Here is an 18,864-nt window from a genome sequence, read left to right as displayed (position 1 = left end):
AGCATATATTACACCTAGTAAAAGAATATTCTTTTTTGAGAATTGGATCAACTTTTTTAAAATGCTAGATAACTTGTATTAACAACGAAAATGATAAGAATGCACACTAACAGACTTGAGGAATACAAGATAGCAGCATTAATAGTTGCAGCAGGAGTAGGCAGTAGATGCAATGCCAAAATCCCTAAACAGTATATAAAACTGGCAGGTAAGTCTGTTTTATTTCACACAATTAGAAAATTCTTAGCTAATCAGTACATAAGTTACATAAGAGTGGTAGTAAATGAAAGTCAAAAAGATTTCTATAAAGAAGTTACGTCATCAACTATAGATACTAAATTACTAAGTCCAATATACGGAGGAGAAAGTAGGCAGAGTTCAGTTAAACTCGGACTGGAGAGTTTGCAGAAGATCAATCCAGATTTCGTCGTTATACACGATGCTTGTAGGCCTTTTGTGTCAAATATTCTAATAGATAACTTGATTGAATCTATGATTAATGGTCAATATACAGGAGTAGTTCCAGCAATAGAAGTCGAGGATACTATATCGTTGGTGAGTAATAATTTCGTTGAATCTACGATTTCAAGAGAAAAACTTAGAGCCATACAAACCCCTCAAATTTTTAATTTCAGAGAATTATTATCGTGCCATCAGTCAGTCAAAGAATTTACTGATGATTCATCAATAATGGTGGAGTACAAAAAACATGTTAAGATTATTAAAGGTGAGAAAAACAATTTTAAGTTAACTACAAAAGAGGATATCAATATGGCAAAACTTCTCTTTGAAGAGCCAAAATTTCGCGCTGGCGCTGGTTATGATATACATAAATTTGTTAAAGTTCAAAATGATGCTAAGAGTTTTATAAAGATTTGTGGTGTAGAAATTGAGCACAACATGGTAATAGAAGCACATTCCGATGGTGATGTTGCAATACATGCGATCGTTGATGCAATACTTGGAGCGCTGGGATGTGGGGATATAGGAGAACATTTTCCTTCCAATGCTTCTGAATGGAAAGATTGCAATTCATCTCACTTTCTTGACTTTGCTGCTAAAAAAGCACAGGAAAAAGGATATAGCGTGTCTAATTTAGATATTACTATAGTTTGTGAAGAGCCTAAAATATCGCCTTACAAAGCAGGAATGAAGGAATTCATATCAAAAATATTAGAAATTAATGATGAATTCGTAAATATCAAAGCAACCACAGCAGAAAAATTAGGTTCTATTGGAAGAAATGAGGGAATAGCAACGTATGCTTCTGTGCTATTGCATGCAAATTTTTATTGAAGGTAGAAAAGAAATAACTTACTTGACAAACTCCACTATTTCACTTTCATTACAAGGAAAGTGGAAAGGTTTGTCAAGAAATTCCTATGAGCTACTTTCGACATTAATAGCTGATTCAAGTTTTCTATTCAAAATTTTCAATATAAAATCCAATTCATTTGAGTTGTTATAACGTATCATGACTTTACCCTTAGAATTACTGTCATTAATTTTGATCTTTAACCCAAGCTGAGAATATATAGCTCCTTCTAGTACTGCCATATCTTGATTTTTAGTACACTTATGCTCTTTTTGATCATTATTTTGTTGTAAGTCTTTTATCAATTTTTCAGTTCGTCTAACGCTCAGGCCCTGAGAAACTATTCTCTTTGCAATACTTTCCGCATTTTTAACATTAACCAGCGCTCTTGCATGGCCCATAGACAATTTTTTCTCGTTGATCATTGTTTTTACTCCATCAGGAAGTGATAACATTCGAATCATATTGGTTATGTGACTGCGGCTTTTGCCTAAAATTAAGGCTAATTCTTCATGTTTATAGGAGAATTCATCTATTAGTCTACTATATGCTTCACCTTCTTCTATTGGATTAATATCTTGCCTTTGTATGTTTTCAATAATGGATACTTCCAAGCATTCCTTGTTGCTCAGATCTTTTATGATAACGGGTGCACTATCAAGATTTGCAATCTTGCTTGCTCGCCAACGACGTTCCCCAGCTATTATTTCGTAACCATCATCATTTGAATCTTTGCGTACCACGATAGGCTGTATAATGCCACTTTTCTTTATCGAATTTGCAAGTTCTCTTAATGACTCCTCGTCAAAATGTTTTCTCGGTTGAAATTTGCTTGGGTGCAGTAATGAAATAGGCAAATACTCTTGTCGATCTTCTTTATTATCATAATTATTGCCTATGAGGCCAGCAAGACCTCTACCTAAACGCCTACTGTCCTTCACGCTGCACCTTCACTTATCAGCTTTTTCTCTTTACAGATGCTCATATGTTTCTTTAAAATTTCTTTTGCCAAACTTATATATGCTTGTGCACCAGGACACTTAAGATCATATACAATAGCAGGTTTTCCATGAGAAGGCGCTTCTGATAACCGTACATTACGTGGAATAATGGTCTCATACAATGGGATAATAGTTTTATATACTTTATCACTTAAATACTGGCAAATATCATTTTTAATCTGCTCACTAAGTTTGTTGCGTCTGTCATACATTGTGAGCAATATTCCTTCTATTAACAGGAAAGGGTTTAGGTTATTTCTTTTTATTAGCTCTACAGTTTTAACTAAATGGCTCAATCCTTCCAGAGCGAAAAATTCACACTGGAGAGGAACAATAATAGAGTCAGCAGCGGTCAGGGCATTGATAGTAAGCAGACCAAGTGATGGAGGACAGTCGATGATTATGTACTCATAATTATTACGTACTTTCTCCAGCGTATCTTTTAGTACGAATTTTCCCTGCTCAAGTTGTGATAGCTCAATTTCTGCAGCTGATAAGTCAACCACTGATGAAATCAGCGATAGATTTGGAATTTCCTTTATATTGAAAATTGCAGATTCCACCAATTCACTTTCGCTGCTCAGCAGTATTTTATATATATTTTTTTCTTCCCTGCTACGATAAGAAATCCCAAGTCCTGTACTAGCATTTCCTTGAGGGTCAAGATCTACCAGTAAAGTACTTTTTCCCACAGCAGCAAAGGCTGTTGATAAATTTATACTAGTTGTAGTTTTACCAACTCCACCCTTTTGATTTACTATTGCAATGATCTTGCTCACGCCTTTTATCTTATGTATAAAATAACTCTATTGTATATATGCAAGAAATTTTTGCATTAGAATTTTTTTTTGTTGCCAATAATGATCAAAGTAAACTGCCTTTTTTTGTCTTGTGTAACACACTTTGAACCTTATTTCCTAGCTCATTCAGAGTAAATGGTTTGGGTAAAAAATGGAAGTCTTCTATATTGATTTCATCGCTCTTTAAAAAAGCATCCTCTGCATATCCAGAAATAAAAATAACTTTGATGTTTGGTCTATGTATCAATGTTTCTTTAACTATTTCTGGACCACTCACCTCTGGCATGATTACATCAGTGATTATTAGATCTATGTGTTGATTTTTTTTTCTAATGATCTCTAGTGCCTCGCTGCCTATACTCGCTTCTATTACATTAAATCCTTTTCTTGTAAGAGCCTTAGCAGTAAATTCCCTTACTGAATCTTCATCTTCAATTAATAAAATTATACCATTACCTTTAATCTCTACTGGTTTCTCTATTTCTTTACTATCTTCTTCTTTATCATTTTCATCCGATATGTAAACTACGGGCAAAAATATGCTAAATTTAGCTCCATGATTCACTTTGCTAGCAACATAGATGTATCCTTCGGTTTGTTTAATAATGCCATATACAGTAGAGAGGCCAAGACCTGTACCAGAAGTAATATCTTTGGTAGAAAAAAATGGATCAAATGCCTTTTCAATTATATCACTCGTCATTCCACATCCAGTATCAATCACTTCGATCACAACATAATTCCCATGTTCAATCGTTTCCTTATCTGGAGAAAACATATCCTGAGGTGTAGAATTTAATGAATCAACCTTTTGATTAAAGGTTCGTATAGTTAACTCTCCCCCCTTTTCCATAGCAGCACTAGCATTAACTGCTAAGTTAAGCATAACTTGCTCTAATTGTCCTTGGTCAGCCCTAACAGCACCCAAATCGCTACCATAATAAATATTAAATTTTATATTTTCACCTATTAATCTTTTGATCATTTCATAAAGATTAGCTATCGTACCATTTACATTAATAATCTTTGGCTGCAAAGTCTGTCTTCTTGAAAAAGCAAGCAGTTGTCTTACTAAATTTGATCCACGTTTTGCATTTTGCTGTATCTGTATTATATCTCCAAAAGATGGATCGCTAGCTGAGTGCTGGAGTAAAAGCAAATCACAAAACCCTATTATTCCGGTTAATATATTATTGAAATCATGTGCAATACCACCTGCTAACTGCCCTATAGCTTGCACCTTTTGATAATGCTCAAGTTTTATCTCTAGTTTTTTACGTTCAGTATTATCAATAAAATAACAAAGTATGAACATCACTTTATTATGAAGAAACTTATTAAAATATATTTTCATGTTATTACCGCTATTGAGCTGCACATCAAAGGACGCATTATTTATCCTATTACTTGAAAAATATTCACGCACTTTCATATGATAACCATCTGATATCAATGCAAAGATAGAACCATTATTTGACCCCGCAAGTTTTACTAATGCTATATTTTTCTTTATAAAATTGCCATTTATGTCGCATTGTGCAATAGCAATTGACGAATTTGTAAAACAAGGGTGTAGTTGATAATCAACAATATTTGATTCAGTTGGTGTTATAAAGCCGTGTATATAGCTATGATTGTATTTATCACAAAATATAGCAGTACTCATATAAGCCTTAAATGGAGCACCGCTTATAGTAAAAAACATAATTTCATTTTTGGTTATTGTATCGTCATACTTAGATTGAGATATAAAATCATTGATTGAGCTACCTTTTTCCAATTTTTTTAGTTCAAACATGTCTAAAAATCTTTTATTTACAGATAAGATACCTCCTTTTGTATTTGCAACGTAAGTTGCTATATTGTGTTTCTCTATCAACTCTTCATATACCTGCTCTTTGTTTACCTGTGTTGCCTTCAGTACAAAATACCCATTCGGTCTTGCTATTGGGGCTAATGATAAATTTAAAGTCTTATTACTATTTATAGCAATTTGTGGATTATCCGGTATTGGTTCAGAGAGCAAAAGAAAGTTAGATATTCTACTCTTCTTGCTTAAGGAAATGCATACTTTTACAGAAGTGTTATTTCTTAACGCATGATAGAGTGATTTTCTGTCTTTTTCTGAAACATCTCCTGCTTCAAGAATTTTATCTAGCGTAACATCATCGTTTATGTGATCTTTAAACCTTTCATAGAACCTTGCATCAGCATAAATAATACCCTCATCTTTATGTAAAATGAGACAAAACTCTGTATTATGATTCAGCGCATTTGCAAATATTGCATTTTGAAATTCTATGATATTAAGTAGATACTTGTAACGTTTTATACTATATACCACAAAGAGAGTCATTAGAATGCTAATTAATAAATTAATCTCTATATTAACATGCTGACTATATACATTAGAAAAATAGAGTACTGATATTGCTATTGGAGGTAAGAACATAATGACTGCCATCACAATAATTGACACCCCATAATTTCTTAGTATGAAGTCAACTCTGTTCTCTTTTTTGTTATCTATGTATCTTTTACTCATTATTATTGCTTGGCATCCTTGCACATATAAAAATATTCTACTATATTGATTTAATTATTATAGATTTATTAACATCCTTGATGGGTAGTTACTATCCCAATCTAATTAAGTCCTGTAAATATAGAGTACAATAATATTAATAAGCCAACAGAAGGCATTATGGAAAAAGAAAGGACACAAGCATTTGAATGGTTCTGCGCACTAAGAGATAAGATCATAGAATCTTTCTTATTAATTGAAAAACAACCATCCGCAGAGCCAAAGATCGAAAAAAGAAAGTGGAACCGACCAGGTGGAGGAAGTGGTGAATCTACAATTATCTTTGGTAATATTTTTGAAAAAGTTGGAGTAAACGTTTCAAGAGTATACGGAAAGCTCGCAGACTCAGCCATTAATGAAATTCCTGGTGCAAGTGAAAGCAATGGAGAGTTTTGGGCAAGCGGTATATCTTTAGTGTCTCACATGCAATCTCCCCTTATCCCTGCAGCACATATGAACACAAGGCTGATATATACCTCAAAACAATGGTTTGGTGGAGGAATGGACTTTACTCCAATTTATAAAGATGAGGGAGATTGCAAGTATATTCACGAATCAATTAAAGCAACTTGCGATGAGTTCAACATCGAATATTATCCGAAATTTAAAAAGCAATGTGATGATTACTTTTTTTTACAACATAGAAAAGAGCCACGTGGTATTGGTGGAATTTTTTATGACAATCTAACTTCTGACGATTGGAAAAATAATTTTGAGTTCACAAAAGCAGTAGGTGAAGCCTTTTTAGAAATTTACTTACACATCATACACAAACATATGCAAAAATCTTGGACAAAAGAACAACGAGAAGAACAATTGATAAAACGTGGCAGATATGTAGAGTTCAATCTTCTTTATGATCGTGGTACAAGGTTTGGTTTAATGACTAATGGTAACCCCGATGCAATTATGATGTCGATGCCGCCTCTTGTTAAGTGGGTGTGAAAAGCGGTTATTAATATAAAATAAATCGTTATAGTTTTAAATTGTACCACAATGGTGAGCTTTTGTATAGAGGGGTACAATCATGGGTATAGTAGATAGTTTTTTAATTAAATCTGCTAGAAATAGCAATATAAGAGGCGTGAGGCTAGCTTTAAGTCTTCATAATATAGTAAACATCTTTGAAAAACTCTTTTCTAGAATTAATCCTTTTAGGAACAAGGGGTCATTTGACTTGAATAATGATCAAACTTTAAATCGAGCTTTAGAGTATGCAGTAACAAATCTTGATCATAATGTAATTACGTTACTTATTAGTGCTGGAGCAAATATTAATGAAATAAATAATAGTATAGGAAATGTAATCCTTCAATACAAAATAGCATCAGAAGCTATGCATTACGGAGATAAGGACAGTCTCAAAGATCGTAAAGAAAAATGTTGTTTAGTGCTTGGTGAGCTAATAAAAAAAGAAAGAAAAGAAATATTGGAGATTTTGAAACAAACGGAAAGTTGTGACAAGCTTAAAGAGGAAGTAGAGCTAAAATTTAAGGCCAACTCACCTAAAAAACCTCCTATAATTTTTGAGCATGATGATATTTTACTTTTAAAAGAGCCCATTTATGATGAGGTATATGACGCTAAGGTTAGTAACTCATTAGAAGAGTTGAGCGTATCGGAAGAATCCATTTATGCTGAAGTATATGATTCGCATAAAAGATCTACTGAAAATTTATCATTGAAAGATAGTGGTTGTTCTAGTATATCAGGAGAACCTATTTATGAAGATGTAGATGATTTCTCAGAGCAAAAAAAGCCCACTAGCTTAAATCATAAAGAGCAACCAGAGCCTATTTATGCTAAGGTAGATTTATCGAAAAAGAGATCAGAAAGACAAGCAAAACATATAAAAGATAATTCTGGGACTTATCATGGATGAGTGCAGGATAAAGTGAATAATTTGCAAGTAAAACTAAATGAGCAAAGTGCTAATAAGCCAACGAGTCAAGACCAAGGCTGGCTTTAACGAAAAAGAAATAAGGCAAAATTTTGAGCGTAGAGATTCTGGATACGATTCTGGCTATGATTCAGATACAAAAGTTGAACAAAAATTAGAATTAGGATCTAAAGCTCCTAAATCTGAGATAGGTTCAGTAAACATTGAACATGGAGTAATAGGAGGCTGTCGATATAAAATCACTACTCTAACTGTGTGATTCAAAATAATTGAATTGACTTTATATGTATAATCGATATAATTCAGTTAGATTCAAGTCGACTCTTTCGTCTAGTGGTTAGGACACCACCCTTTCACGGTGGTAACACGGGTTCAAATCCCGTAAGAGTCACTCAAACAGAATGAAAATAACTAAAGTTTTGAATGAAAAAAATTAGGCTTTATGTTGAAGAAGCTTTATCACAAAATGTAAGTTTGGCGCTTCATCCACGACAAAGTCACTATATTTACAATGTAATGCGGCTTAAGAAGCATGATAACCTCTATCTTTTTAATGGAAAGGATGGAGAATGGTTAGGAGAAGTAGTGAATATATCAAGTAAATCGACAAAAATTATAATAAAAGAACGCACTAAACAACAACAACATGAAAAAAATCTATATTTGTATTGTGCTCTGGTAAAAAGCGGCGCCTTAAGCAACATAGTAAGACAAGCAACTGAAATGGGAGTAACCTGCATTCAATTTATTTCAACAGAACGTACAGTAGTAAAAAACATTAACCTAAGTAGAGCGAAATTACAGGCAATTGAAGCTGCGGAACAATCCGGTAGGACAAGTATACCACAGGTTTTTTTTCCTATTAATTTTTGTGAATTATACGATTCTCAGAATAAAAATTTTGTTTTGTGTGATGAAACAGGTGAAGGACAACCTCCTAATAAAGTTCTAAAAGGCAAGAAAAACGTTGCTATTATTGTTGGCCCCGAAGGTGGTTTTTCATCCTACGAACTTGATTCTGCCAATAAATTTTGTCAGAAACTGAGTCTAGGAAAAAGAATTTTGAGAGTTGATACTGCTGTAGTTGCTGCATTAACCTTCACCAATTGGTATAGCTAGATTTTTTAATATGGCTAGTGCAACTTGACACTCTATATAAAGAAATCTGCATTATATTTTTCCTAAAAGAAATAAATGAAACTTGCATTTTTCCGAACTATCGATACTCTTAGTAAAGAAGTCGGGGCGTAGCGCAGCCTGGTAGCGCATTTGGTTTGGGACCAAAGGGTCGGGAGTTCAAATCTCTCCGCCCCGAGATTAGAAAAATTACAAGAGCACTGTAACCTAAGAGCAATTTTTATCAGCAAGTAAATGATTGACAGCAGAATGAAGCTTTTTTCATATGAATCACTGCATATCATATTCTATCGCTCAAGTTTATAAAATAATTGACAATGTTAATTTTCTAATTTATAAATGGATTTTGAAGTGATTACCGAAGGAGGTATAGAGTTTGATTGAAGTATCAGTCCATTATGGTGATGTAGATAGAGCTCTTCCAGTGTTGAAAAAAATAATTCAAAAGGAAGGAAGAGGGCTCAAAATGAAAAAAAAATATCACGAAAAGAAATCAGAGAAAACAGCTAAAAAAAAAGCTGAAGCAAGGAAAAAGAGGTATCAGCAAGAATGCAGAAGACAGCGTTATGGTTGGTAGTTTTTACTAAGGTTAATAATTAGTTATCTTATGAATATTCACGAATATCAAGCAAAGGAAATTTTACACAAGTTTAATGTCCCGGTACCAAAGGGTTTTGTTGCTACATCTGCAGAAGGAGTAGAAACTCAAATAAATCAACTAAAATCTGATGTGTTTGTGGTTAAAGCTCAAATTCATGCAGGTGGTAGGGGTAAAGCCGGTGGCGTAAAGCTAGCAAAGTCAGTTGAAGAAACTCAACAGTTTGTAGAGGACATGATTGGTATGACTTTAGTTACTCATCAAACAGGGCCAAGCGGGCAGCAAGTAAGAAAAGTGTACATTGAAGAAGGCTCAAGCATTAAGAAAGAGTACTATTTGAGTCTAGTAGTCGATCCAAAGCTTAGCAGGCTAGTATTTATATTTTCTTCAGAAGGTGGAATGGATATCGAAGAAGTGGCAAAAAATTCTCCTACAAAAATTGTGAAGTTTGATATTGACCCTGCTACTGGTTTTACAAGTCTTGATAACAATAAGCTTTGTAATAGCTTTAATCTGAGTTCAGAACAAATAGGAAAGATAACGAATATTGCAAAAAATATATATGATGCGTTTATTACAACTGACGCGAGCCAAATTGAAGTTAATCCACTGGTTGAAACAAGTTCTGGAGATTTCATTGCGCTCGATGCGAAAATTAATTTCGATGACAATGCTTTATATCGTCACCCAAAAATTATGGAACTTCGTGATTATGATGAAGAAGTGAAAGAAGAGATAGAGGCTTCAAAGTATGGGCTCAGTTACATCAAAATGGATGGCAGTATTGGTTGCATGGTAAACGGTGCAGGTCTTGCTATGGCAACAATGGATATAATAAAATACTACGGAGCAGAGCCTGCTAACTTTTTGGATGTTGGTGGTGGAGCGAGTAAAGAAACTGTAACTGAAGCATTCAAAATCATATTGTCTGATAGCAACGTAAAAGGAATTCTGGTTAACATATTTGGTGGTATAATGCGTTGCGATATTATTGCAAGTGGAATTGTTGCGGCTGCAAAAGAAATGAGCATTAAAGTTCCTCTAGTGGTTAGATTATCAGGCACTAACTTCAAAGAAGGAAAAAGAATTTTAGAAGAGTCAGGGCTAAATATTATTGCTGCAGATGAACTTGACGAGGCTGCACAGAAAATAGTACAAGAGGTGAAGTAGAGCATGTCCATTTTAGTAAATAAAGATACAAGATTAATATGCCAGGGTTTTACTGGTGCACAAGGCACATTTCATTCAGAGCAAGCAATTGATTACGGAACGAAAATGGTGGGAGGTGTAACTCCTGGAAAGGGTGGTAGCACTCACCTTAATTTACCGGTTTTTAATACTGTAGCAGAAGCCAAAGAAAAAACCGGTGCAAATGCTACAGTTATATATGTACCTGCTAAATTTGCTGCTGCTGCAATACTTGAAGCAATAGATGCAAAAATAGAATTGATAATTTGTATTACAGAGGGCATTCCTATACTTGATATGGTGAAAGTGAAGAATACACTTACTGGCTCAAAAAGCCGATTGATTGGTCCCAACTGCCCGGGAATTATTACACCTGAAGAATGCAAAATAGGAATTATGCCTGGCCATATCCATAAGCGTGGACACATAGGAATTATGTCTCGCTCCGGAACTTTAACTTACGAGGCAGTAGCACAAACAACCGCTGTTGGTTTTGGTCAGTCAACATGTATAGGAATTGGAGGTGATCCTGTTCACGGTATGACGTTTGTTGACTGTATGGAGTTATTTTTAAAAGACGATGATACTCATGGTATTGTAGTTATTGGTGAAATAGGTGGAAATGAAGAAGAGGATGTATCGCATTTTATAAAGGCGGAAAAAACTAAAAAACCAATTGTTGGATTTGTAGCTGGCCAAACAGCACCTCCAGGGAGACGTATGGGGCACGCTGGTGCTATTATCTCCTCTAGTGGCGGAAGTGCTGGTACAAAGTTAGAGGTTATGCGCAGTGCTGGGGTTGCGATTGCAGAAACCCCTGCTGTGATTGGTAAAAAGGTATTAGAAGTAATGAGTGTCAGTGCCTAGTCTAAGTCATAAAAACCCTATATCCCCAGTCATCAGTATATTTTTTGACCACTCAATCAGTAACTGACCTCCTGGTAAATGTACTGAAGTTTGTTTAGTAGTCAAACACTTACGAAGTATAGATGCAACAAATGCTGCACAAGCCGCACTACCGCATGAAGCAGTAATACCTGTTCCTCTTTCCCAAACTCTTAAGTTTATTTCTCCAGATTTTTCTATTTGTGCAATACTAACATTTGTTTTCTGAGGAAATAATTCGTGATTTTCTAGCTTTGGTCCTAAATTCTGCAATGGTATTTCGCTTATGTTATCAACAAAAAAAACTATGTGAGGATTACCAATATTTACTGCAACTGGCTCTTTTAGCATTTCAATCTCTATGGGTAAGTGAAGAGTGTTGCACTCAGTAGATAAGGGAATTTCATACCATTTTAGCAAAGGTTTACCCATGTTAACCTTTATGGATTTATCACCTACTTTAAAACATTCTAAGATACGATTATTTACCAACTCAATAGTGATATATTCAGCACCTTTTTCTGACATTATCAAATACCCAACACAGCGTGCCGCGTTTCCGCACATTTCAACTTTTCTACCATCAGCATTATAGATATGCATAAAGCAATCGGCTAAACTGGAGTTTGTTATCACTATAACTTGATCGTAACTATCTTGGTTAGCAATTTTTTTATAGTTCCAATTTAAATCATCTGTTGAACGTGAGTCTATGATAACGAAGTTGTTACCAGTTCCGTGCATCTTTACAAAAGGAATTTTATCCGTTAAGTTGCTCATCATTATAGTAAAAATTATATAAGTGAAAATTTTTCTTCTAATTACAGCTGTTTTGTATTCTATAGTTTTCTGTAATGTGAGTGCTAAGTCAATACCGGAGAATAGCAAAATGCTCTTTTGGCAAACTGGAGTTAGAAAGGGAGCAAATGTTTTCAATAGAAAAGTTGATAGTGACTTAATCAAAGCAGCAAAGGAATACAAAATCGGTTTTATTCGTCTTGCTCCTGACAAATTTGAAACTACGCAACGTGACTTCCTCTTAGGCAATGCAGACAATTATCCGGGCCTGATTTCCAAAGACCTGAAAGTTCTTAAAGATGTTTTAGATGCTTTTCATCAACAAAAAATACCAGTAATATTAACGATGCTTAGCTTACCTGGATCTAGATGGAAGCAAAATAATAACGATAAAGATGATTTACGTTTATGGTCAGATCAAGCTTTTCAAAAACAAGCAGCAAAATTTTGGCAAGATCTTGCGAAAGAGCTTAAAGATCATCCTGCTATTGTTGGATATAATATCTTAAATGAACCACATCCAGAAAGACTTTATAATAACACAAATTCGGCTATTTATAATGTAGAGCAAAGCAAAGTTCAAAAGAATCTATTTGGCTTTTATAGCAGCGTGGTGAACAGTATCCGCCAAGTTGACTCAGAGACCCCAATAATACTTGATAGCAGCAGTTATGCTGACTCTAATACTTTTGATAAATTCAAACCAGTTGGTGATTCTAATACTCTTTATTCTTTTCACATGTATGAGCCTTTTGCTTATACAAACTTAAAATTAAACCAGGGTAACTTTTCCTACCCTGGGCATATTCAATCTTTTGATGCGAAAAAAGTAGAGTACTGGAATAAGGGTAAGTTAAGATCATACATAGAACCCGTAAAAATTTTCCAAGAGAGATATAATATACCAGATTATAAGATCCTTGCTGGAGAGTTTGGCGGGCATCGCTGTTCAAAAGGATTAGAGCACTATTTTCAAGATCTTACTTCTATTTTTAATGAATATAATTGGCACTTTGCTGTTTATGGCTTTCGAGAAGATACGTTGGATAGCATGGACTATGAACTTGGAAGTAAGAAATTACCAGGGAAAGATTGGCAAGCAATTGAAGAGGATAGGATGAAAAAGTATTACTTACCAGATAATCCAATTTTTAAGATATTAAGAGAAGAATGGTCAAGTCAGCTCGCTGGCCATCCGTCATAAAAGAATATTTCTTTTATTGATCTTCTTTGTTTTTCTTTGACTTCAGCACCCTCTTTTTCGTAACCAACTGCTATCACTGACATTACATTAAAATCATCAGGTATATTGAATCTCTCAACTATTTTATTTCTATTAAATCCACCCATTTGATGAGCCATTAAGTTCATAGCTGCAGCCTGCAGCATAAGTGCATAATTTGCTGCACCAGTATCATGCTTAGCCCAAAAATTTCCCCCTTTGTCTGGCTTTCGGAAGTTTTTAGCACTTAAAGATATGATTAACACTTGTGCATCTTTTGCCCACTTTTGATTAGATTCATCAAGACAATCGAGCAATTTTTTCCATGCGCTTTGATTGTTCTGTTTGTTGCATATTACATATCTCCAAGGTTCATCACCAAAACATGAGGGAGTCAGCCTTACAGCTTCTATTAAAATATCCATTTCTTTCTGAGATATTGCTCTTGTAGGATCGTATAAACGTCCGCTGTGTCTTTCTTTCATCAACGATAATAGATCTTGTTTACTTGTCATTTCACTTTTAATAGCGCATAAATAATTTATTGTAGCACAATATAAGCAAAATTTAAATTGCAAAACCTATAGACATACATTAAATCTAATAAGTTATTTTTATTGGAAAGGTATGTTTATAACACAATCTAGCAGTAGATCAACACTGGCTGAAATACTGTCTTGCGTTTTACTTTTATTCTTGATGGCTCAAATAAACGTACCATTGCAGCCTGTACCCATCACATTGCAAACTTTGGGGGTAATGCTTATTGGGCTTAAATTTAACTGCAGAACAGCATTCTATTCTGTACTTACATATCTATCACTTGGTGCAGCAGGATTGCCTATTCTTGCAAGTTTTTCTGGTGGTTATCACATTTTTCTAGGGCCAACAGGTGGATATTTAATTGGCTGTTCAGCTGCTGTTATGGTAATGAGCAAAGTAAATGAATTACTGAACTCTAAGTATAAATCATTTGTGTGTAATTCTTTAAGTTGTCTGGCTGGTACAGTTGTAATCTTTATTTGTGGTGTTAGTTGGCTTGCTGTTTACTTGGGTCTGGAACAAGCAATAATGGTAGGTGTTTTACCATTTATCCTTCCTGGTTTGGTAAAAATTTTTCTACTTGTGGCAGTTTTGCAATATTTGAAAAAATGATAAAATTCCGCCCTCATCATTTCATGTGCACCCTCGCGTTTCGGGGATATGGGTATTCTCAGGGTTTTGTAGAAAATTATAAAAAGATAGCAAGTAAAGTAATTAGCACTCAAATCGAAGTAGTCGGCAATCTTGATAGTATCTGTAGTGCCTGCCCAAATCAGACAAAACAAGGTGAGTGCACTACACAAGCTAAAGTTTTAGAGCTAGATAGAAGGCATATGGAAATTTTAGGAATAAAAATTGGAGAGACTTTAACCTGGAATGAAGCAGTAAAAAGAATTAGAGAGAAAATGTCTTTAGAAAAATTCGACTACGCATGTGAGGGGTGTAATTGGCAGAAATATGGAATGTGCAGAAGCGCTCTTTTGAACTCATTCTAAATAGTGTCTGCCAATTAATAATATCTTTATTATTATATTAGATAAGTAATTTAGCATTTATGAATTTGTAATGTGTTGCGTATAGTTCAAAGAAATAAGATTTACTGGTTACGCGCTGCAACTAATCCCACAACACTAGGACCTATGTTTATCTGCATGTTAATTTGCGTTGTGATTTTATGTAGGTCTTCTATTACCTATGCTAGCAAAAATTTAGAGATACAAAAGGCCTTCGATAATGTTGTCAAGCATATAAAAGCTGATAAAAAATATAAAGATCTTGATGTGATTGAGAGAAAAAGTGACAAATTTAATATCAAAATTTCGCAGAATTCTGGCAAGAATCTTGATATATACTCTATTTTAAAAAAAGCAAAAGACTCCTTTGAATCAGGAGATAATGAGACAGCTACTTCTCTCCTTAATCAGATTATCGCAAAATTTCCTTATCATGAAAGTGCTTTAATTGGACTAGGGAATATCTATTACGCTAATAAAGAAATTAAAAAGGCTATAGAGATTTACACAAAACTGTTAAAAGAATACTCTAATAACCCCTATATATTTAAAAATTTTCTGACGATAATCTCACAATATGATCCTGATTTGGCATTAAGTGAAATGTTGAAATTGTATGATATACACAAAAATTACGCCCCTTTATCAGCAAATTTGGGTTTGACCTATATGAAAAAAGGAGACTACGTAAAAGCTAGAGAGTATATGACAGAGGCAATTTCTCTAGATCAAAACAATATTTTTTATATCTATAATTTAGCTGTTATTTTAGATAAACTCTCAGATTTTAAAAATGCTACAGCATTTTATTTAAAGTTGTTGAACATGTCAAAAAATGCAAGTGAAAGAATACCTTTATATAAGGTAGCAGCAAGACTAAAATTTATACAACTCCATAGTGCGCACCCAGCAATTTCATAAGAGCTACTTTCATAGCTATTTTTGTTTACAATAACAACATTGAACTATAGAATTATATCTAGAGGGGCAATTAGCTCAGCTGGTAGAGCATCTCGTTTACACCGAGGAGGTCGGCAGTTCAAGTCTGTCATTGCCCATTTGTCTAACTAAATGTTAATATCTTCAATCAAAGTATAGAAAATGCAAGACAATATAGTACCAGTTTCGATAGTAAAAGAGCTAGAAGATTCTTATCTCTCCTACGCAATGAGTGTAATCATAAGCCGAGCTATACCTGACGTGCGAGATGGATTTAAACCTGTACATAGGCGTATATTATATGCAATGTCAAGAGCTGGGTTCGATGCAGGTAAGCCATATAAAAAGGCAGCTCGTATAGTTGGAGATGTAATGGGAAAATATCACCCACATGGTGATGCAGCTATTTACGATTCCTTGGTCAGGATGGCTCAAGATTTTTCTCTTCTTTTACCACTTATTGATGGGCAAGGTAACTTTGGTTCGATAGATGGAGATCCGCCAGCTTCAATGCGATATACAGAAGCAAGGCTCCACAGGGTGTCGCATTTTTTACTGAATGATATTGATGAAGATACAGTTGATTTTAGGGCAAACTACGACGGAAATGAAACGGAGCCTGTCGTATTGCCGGCAGAATTTCCTAATCTGTTGGTAAACGGTGGAAGTGGTGTTGCAGTTGGTATGGCAACCAATATTCCTTCTCATAATCTTGGTGAGATAATTGATGCTTGCATGTTATATATAGATAACCCTGAAGTTACTCTAGATGAGTTGCTTGAAGTAATACCAGGGCCGGATTTTCCAACGGGAGGAATAATTCTTGGCAGATCTGGAATAAGATCAGCGTTTGCTAAAGGCCGAGGTTCAATTGTCGTTCAGGGTAAAACTCATATAGAAAATCTGCCACAAGATAGACAAGCAATAGTTATTGATGAAATACCTTACCAAGTAAATAAAGTAAAATTAATTGAGAAAATAGGCGAGCTCGCAAAAGAAAAAAGAATTGAGGGCATAACAGAGATTAGGGATGAGTCTGATAAGTCTGGTATTAGAGTAGTAATTGATCTCAAAAAAAACACTGAAGCAGATTTTATATTGAATCAAATACTAGGACTTACTCCTCTGAGAAGTAGCTTTAGTGTTAATACTTTAGTTCTGAACAACAACAGGCCTGCTTTGATGTCATTGAAAGAAATCATAGCTGCTTTTATTGACTTTAGAAAAGAAGTACTAATCAGGAGAACAGAGTTTCGTCTAAAAAAGACGAGAGAAAAAGCTCATATATACATAGGGCTCTACATTGCGGTCCTCAGCATAGATGAAGTGATAAAAATCATCCGTGGTGCAAAAGATCCTGAAGAAGCAAGCAGAGAGCTTTTAAACAAGGAATGGAAAACCTCAGCTGAAATAAACACGATTATTGAATTAATCTCAGACAGTATGAGCTTTTTGAAAGATGGAGTGTATAGATTAACTGAGCTGCAAACAAAAGCTATTCTTGATATGAAATTGCAACGCTTAACAGGCCTTGAAAAAAGCAAATTAGAAAATGAGTTAAATTCAATGCTTAGCCTGATAAAAGAATATATCGCTTTTCTTGGCTCAGAAGAGAAATTGATGCAAGAAATAAAAAACAATTTACAAGAAATAAAGAATAGATTTGCCGTACCTCGAAGAACTTCAATAGAAGAATCAGACATGGACATTGAAGCTGAAGATCTAATTCCACAAGAAGATATGGTAGTGACCGTAACTATGAATGGTTACATCAAACGTGTGAAGCTCTCTCACTATAGAACCCAGCATCGTGGTGGAAAAGGAAAGCTAGGACAGGGATTAAAAGAGGAGGACGTAATCACAAAATTATTTGTTGGAAATACTCATACTAGCCTTTTATTCTTTTCTAATATCGGTCGAGTTTACAGATTAAAAGTTTACAAACTGCCTCTTGCAGAGCCAACTGCACGTGGAAGAGCGCTTGTTAATATATTCCCGCTTAGCGATGGTGAAACTATAACTAACATCATGCCGCTTCCAAGTGAGAATGACGAAAATCAAAATATAGTTTTTGCTACTGCTCATGGGAACATAAGGCGTAACTCCTTAGCGGATTTTCACTATATTCCAAGCAATGGAAAAATAGCAATAAAGCTCGATGAAGGGGATAAATTAGTGTCAGTTAAAGTATGTAGCGAAATTGATCACGTTCTACTTTCAACAACGCTTGGAAAAAGCATTAGATTTGTTGTAAGCGATGTGCGTCAATTTAAGAGTCGCAATTCAGATGGAGTAAGAGGTATCAAACTTGCAAAAAATGACAGCGTGATATCCACGACCATACTAAACGGCATAGGTATTGCAACAGAAACAAAAGAACTTTACTTAAGAGTTCCGCTTGCAAAAAGGATGGAAGCTGCAACCAATAACTCAATTGATTCTAAATCAGAAAAAACTTTGAATGATTTAGGAATAAAGAACGAATTATTCTCAAAACTCGCACTTAATGAGGAATTCATATTAACTATTACTGAAAATGGCTTTGGTAAAAGAACTTCTGCATATGAATATAGGGTAACAGGTAGAGGTGGTGTTGGTATTACAAATATCCTTACTACTAGTAGAAATGGCAATGTTGTTGCTAGTTTTCCAGTTGAGCAGGATGACAACATAATGCTTATTACAGATAAAGGAAAGTTAATTCGCATTTCGGTTAATGAAATTAGAATTGCAGGACGCAGCACTCAGGGAGTTACTCTGTTTAAAACAGAAAATAAAGAAAAGGTGGTATCGGTAGCAAAAATTGAAGATCCTAGCTCCACTGAAGAGAATATGCCTGAGGTTGAAAGTGCTACTTCTTCTTAATTATGTAGCAAAGGCTAAGCAAACAGTGCAAATTTCTATTGATTAATCTATAATATTTAAATTAAAATATATGTCT

18 protein-coding genes and 3 tRNA genes are annotated in these 18,864 nt (G+C 34.6%); 16 read left to right on the top strand and 5 right to left on the bottom strand.

Going from position 1 to position 18,864, the window contains the following annotated elements; all coding sequences use genetic code 11:
* Positions 1-90: 90 nt before the first annotated feature.
* On the top strand, positions 91-1,296 hold the full coding sequence (gene ispD / locus HGO49_RS04055) for a 2-C-methyl-D-erythritol 4-phosphate cytidylyltransferase (RefSeq protein ID WP_017531901.1): 1,206 nt from the start codon (positions 91-93) through the stop codon (positions 1,294-1,296).
* An 84-nt stretch (positions 1,297-1,380) separates the two neighbouring features.
* On the opposite strand, the gene HGO49_RS04050 is transcribed toward ispD, so the two are convergent.
* The 3 genes from HGO49_RS04050 to HGO49_RS04040 form a co-directional block, all read right to left on the bottom strand.
* Positions 1,381-2,256: a ParB/RepB/Spo0J family partition protein gene (locus tag HGO49_RS04050; RefSeq protein WP_017531902.1), complete on the bottom strand. Its 876-nt coding sequence runs from the start codon at positions 2,254-2,256 to the stop codon at positions 1,381-1,383.
* On the bottom strand, positions 2,253-3,095 hold the full coding sequence (locus tag HGO49_RS04045; protein WP_017531903.1) for a ParA family protein: 843 nt from the start codon (positions 3,093-3,095) through the stop codon (positions 2,253-2,255). The genes HGO49_RS04050 and HGO49_RS04045 overlap by 4 nt, the downstream gene beginning before the upstream one ends.
* Positions 3,096-3,180: 85 nt before the next feature.
* Complete coding sequence (locus HGO49_RS04040) at positions 3,181-5,661, bottom strand: response regulator (protein WP_017531904.1); 2,481 nt, start codon at positions 5,659-5,661, stop codon at positions 3,181-3,183.
* A gap of 159 nt (positions 5,662-5,820) precedes the next feature.
* On the opposite strand from HGO49_RS04040, the gene hemF reads away from it, so the two are divergent.
* The 9 genes from hemF (at position 5,821) to sucD (ending at position 11,390) form a co-directional block, all read left to right on the top strand.
* On the top strand, positions 5,821-6,645 hold the full coding sequence (hemF, locus tag HGO49_RS04035; protein ID WP_017531905.1) for an oxygen-dependent coproporphyrinogen oxidase: 825 nt from the start codon (positions 5,821-5,823) through the stop codon (positions 6,643-6,645).
* A gap of 82 nt (positions 6,646-6,727) precedes the next feature.
* Positions 6,728-7,582: a hypothetical protein gene (locus HGO49_RS07315; RefSeq protein ID WP_017531906.1), complete on the top strand. Its 855-nt coding sequence runs from the start codon at positions 6,728-6,730 to the stop codon at positions 7,580-7,582.
* A gap of 46 nt (positions 7,583-7,628) precedes the next feature.
* Complete coding sequence (locus HGO49_RS07310; RefSeq protein WP_237398535.1) at positions 7,629-7,859, top strand: hypothetical protein; 231 nt, start codon at positions 7,629-7,631, stop codon at positions 7,857-7,859.
* A gap of 60 nt (positions 7,860-7,919) precedes the next feature.
* A tRNA-Glu gene (locus HGO49_RS04020) sits at positions 7,920-7,991 on the top strand.
* 32 nt (positions 7,992-8,023) lie between these two features.
* Positions 8,024-8,719: a 16S rRNA (uracil(1498)-N(3))-methyltransferase gene (locus HGO49_RS04015; RefSeq protein ID WP_017531908.1), complete on the top strand. Its 696-nt coding sequence runs from the start codon at positions 8,024-8,026 to the stop codon at positions 8,717-8,719.
* Positions 8,720-8,841: 122 nt separating this feature from the next.
* Positions 8,842-8,915: transfer RNA gene (locus HGO49_RS04010), tRNA-Pro, on the top strand.
* A gap of 198 nt (positions 8,916-9,113) precedes the next feature.
* Complete coding sequence (gene rpsU / locus HGO49_RS04005) at positions 9,114-9,314, top strand: 30S ribosomal protein S21 (protein ID WP_015588134.1); 201 nt, start codon at positions 9,114-9,116, stop codon at positions 9,312-9,314.
* 30 nt (positions 9,315-9,344) lie between these two features.
* Entirely contained in the window at positions 9,345-10,505 is a 1,161-nt protein-coding gene (sucC, locus tag HGO49_RS04000) for an ADP-forming succinate--CoA ligase subunit beta (RefSeq protein WP_017531909.1), read from the top strand.
* A gap of 3 nt (positions 10,506-10,508) precedes the next feature.
* Positions 10,509-11,390 (top strand): succinate--CoA ligase subunit alpha, encoded by an 882-nt coding sequence (gene sucD, locus HGO49_RS03995; RefSeq protein ID WP_017531910.1) that lies wholly within the window; start codon positions 10,509-10,511, stop codon positions 11,388-11,390.
* Between the two features lie 6 nt (positions 11,391-11,396).
* Here the strand turns inward: sucD and dapF are convergent, their stop codons facing one another.
* Entirely contained in the window at positions 11,397-12,191 is a 795-nt protein-coding gene (dapF, locus tag HGO49_RS03990; protein WP_026092618.1) for a diaminopimelate epimerase, read from the bottom strand.
* 19 nt (positions 12,192-12,210) lie between these two features.
* On the opposite strand from dapF, the gene HGO49_RS03985 reads away from it, so the two are divergent.
* Positions 12,211-13,410, top strand: a complete 1,200-nt coding sequence (locus tag HGO49_RS03985; protein WP_237398534.1) for a glycoside hydrolase family 5 protein — start codon at positions 12,211-12,213, stop codon at positions 13,408-13,410.
* On the opposite strand, the gene HGO49_RS03980 is transcribed toward HGO49_RS03985, so the two are convergent.
* Positions 13,386-13,943, bottom strand: coding sequence for a nitroreductase family protein (locus HGO49_RS03980; protein WP_160142694.1), 558 nt, complete (start codon positions 13,941-13,943; stop codon positions 13,386-13,388). The two genes, HGO49_RS03985 and HGO49_RS03980, sit on opposite strands and share 25 nt — an antisense overlap.
* 112 nt (positions 13,944-14,055) lie before the next feature.
* Here HGO49_RS03980 and HGO49_RS03975 point away from each other — a divergent pair, with 112 nt between their 5' ends.
* From HGO49_RS03975 to gyrA, 5 genes are all read left to right on the top strand, one after another.
* On the top strand, positions 14,056-14,583 hold the full coding sequence (locus HGO49_RS03975) for a biotin transporter BioY (RefSeq protein ID WP_017531914.1): 528 nt from the start codon (positions 14,056-14,058) through the stop codon (positions 14,581-14,583).
* A 23-nt stretch (positions 14,584-14,606) separates the two neighbouring features.
* Positions 14,607-14,966 (top strand): DUF1284 domain-containing protein, encoded by a 360-nt coding sequence (locus HGO49_RS03970; protein WP_237398614.1) that lies wholly within the window; start codon positions 14,607-14,609, stop codon positions 14,964-14,966.
* Between the two features lie 72 nt (positions 14,967-15,038).
* Positions 15,039-15,905: a tetratricopeptide repeat protein gene (locus HGO49_RS03965; RefSeq protein ID WP_026092620.1), complete on the top strand. Its 867-nt coding sequence runs from the start codon at positions 15,039-15,041 to the stop codon at positions 15,903-15,905.
* Between the two features lie 64 nt (positions 15,906-15,969).
* A tRNA-Val gene (locus HGO49_RS03960) sits at positions 15,970-16,042 on the top strand.
* 43 nt (positions 16,043-16,085) lie between these two features.
* Positions 16,086-18,788 carry a DNA topoisomerase (ATP-hydrolyzing) subunit A gene (gene gyrA / locus HGO49_RS03955; protein WP_017531917.1) on the top strand — a complete coding sequence of 901 codons (2,703 nt, stop codon included), beginning with the start codon at positions 16,086-16,088 and terminating at the stop codon, positions 18,786-18,788.
* Positions 18,789-18,864 lie beyond the last annotated feature (76 nt).

This window comes from Wolbachia endosymbiont of Diaphorina citri (assembly GCF_013096535.2).
In the GTDB taxonomy this organism is placed as follows: Bacteria; Pseudomonadota; Alphaproteobacteria; order Rickettsiales; family Anaplasmataceae; genus Wolbachia.
This window is presented reverse-complemented; position numbering and strand designations above follow the sequence as displayed.

What these genes read in the sequence shown, in the direction of transcription:
- HGO49_RS07315 (WP_017531906.1), top strand. Translation starts at nt 6,728, where the DNA reads ATGGGTATAGTAGATAGTTTTTTAATTAAATCTGCTAGAAATAGCAAT.
- HGO49_RS03975 (WP_017531914.1), top strand. Translation starts at nt 14,056, where the DNA reads ATGTTTATAACACAATCTAGCAGTAGATCAACACTGGCTGAAATACTG.
- HGO49_RS04040 (WP_017531904.1), bottom strand. Translation starts at nt 5,661, where the DNA reads ATGAGTAAAAGATACATAGATAACAAAAAAGAGAACAGAGTTGACTTC.
- HGO49_RS04015 (WP_017531908.1), top strand. Translation starts at nt 8,024, where the DNA reads ATGAAAAAAATTAGGCTTTATGTTGAAGAAGCTTTATCACAAAATGTA.
- gyrA (WP_017531917.1), top strand. Translation starts at nt 16,086, where the DNA reads ATGCAAGACAATATAGTACCAGTTTCGATAGTAAAAGAGCTAGAAGAT.
- sucC (WP_017531909.1), top strand. Translation starts at nt 9,345, where the DNA reads ATGAATATTCACGAATATCAAGCAAAGGAAATTTTACACAAGTTTAAT.
- HGO49_RS03970 (WP_237398614.1), top strand. Translation starts at nt 14,607, where the DNA reads ATGTGCACCCTCGCGTTTCGGGGATATGGGTATTCTCAGGGTTTTGTA.
- sucD (WP_017531910.1), top strand. Translation starts at nt 10,509, where the DNA reads ATGTCCATTTTAGTAAATAAAGATACAAGATTAATATGCCAGGGTTTT.
- dapF (WP_026092618.1), bottom strand. Translation starts at nt 12,191, where the DNA reads ATGATGAGCAACTTAACGGATAAAATTCCTTTTGTAAAGATGCACGGA.
- hemF (WP_017531905.1), top strand. Translation starts at nt 5,821, where the DNA reads ATGGAAAAAGAAAGGACACAAGCATTTGAATGGTTCTGCGCACTAAGA.
- ispD (WP_017531901.1), top strand. Translation starts at nt 91, where the DNA reads ATGATAAGAATGCACACTAACAGACTTGAGGAATACAAGATAGCAGCA.
- HGO49_RS03980 (WP_160142694.1), bottom strand. Translation starts at nt 13,943, where the DNA reads ATGACAAGTAAACAAGATCTATTATCGTTGATGAAAGAAAGACACAGC.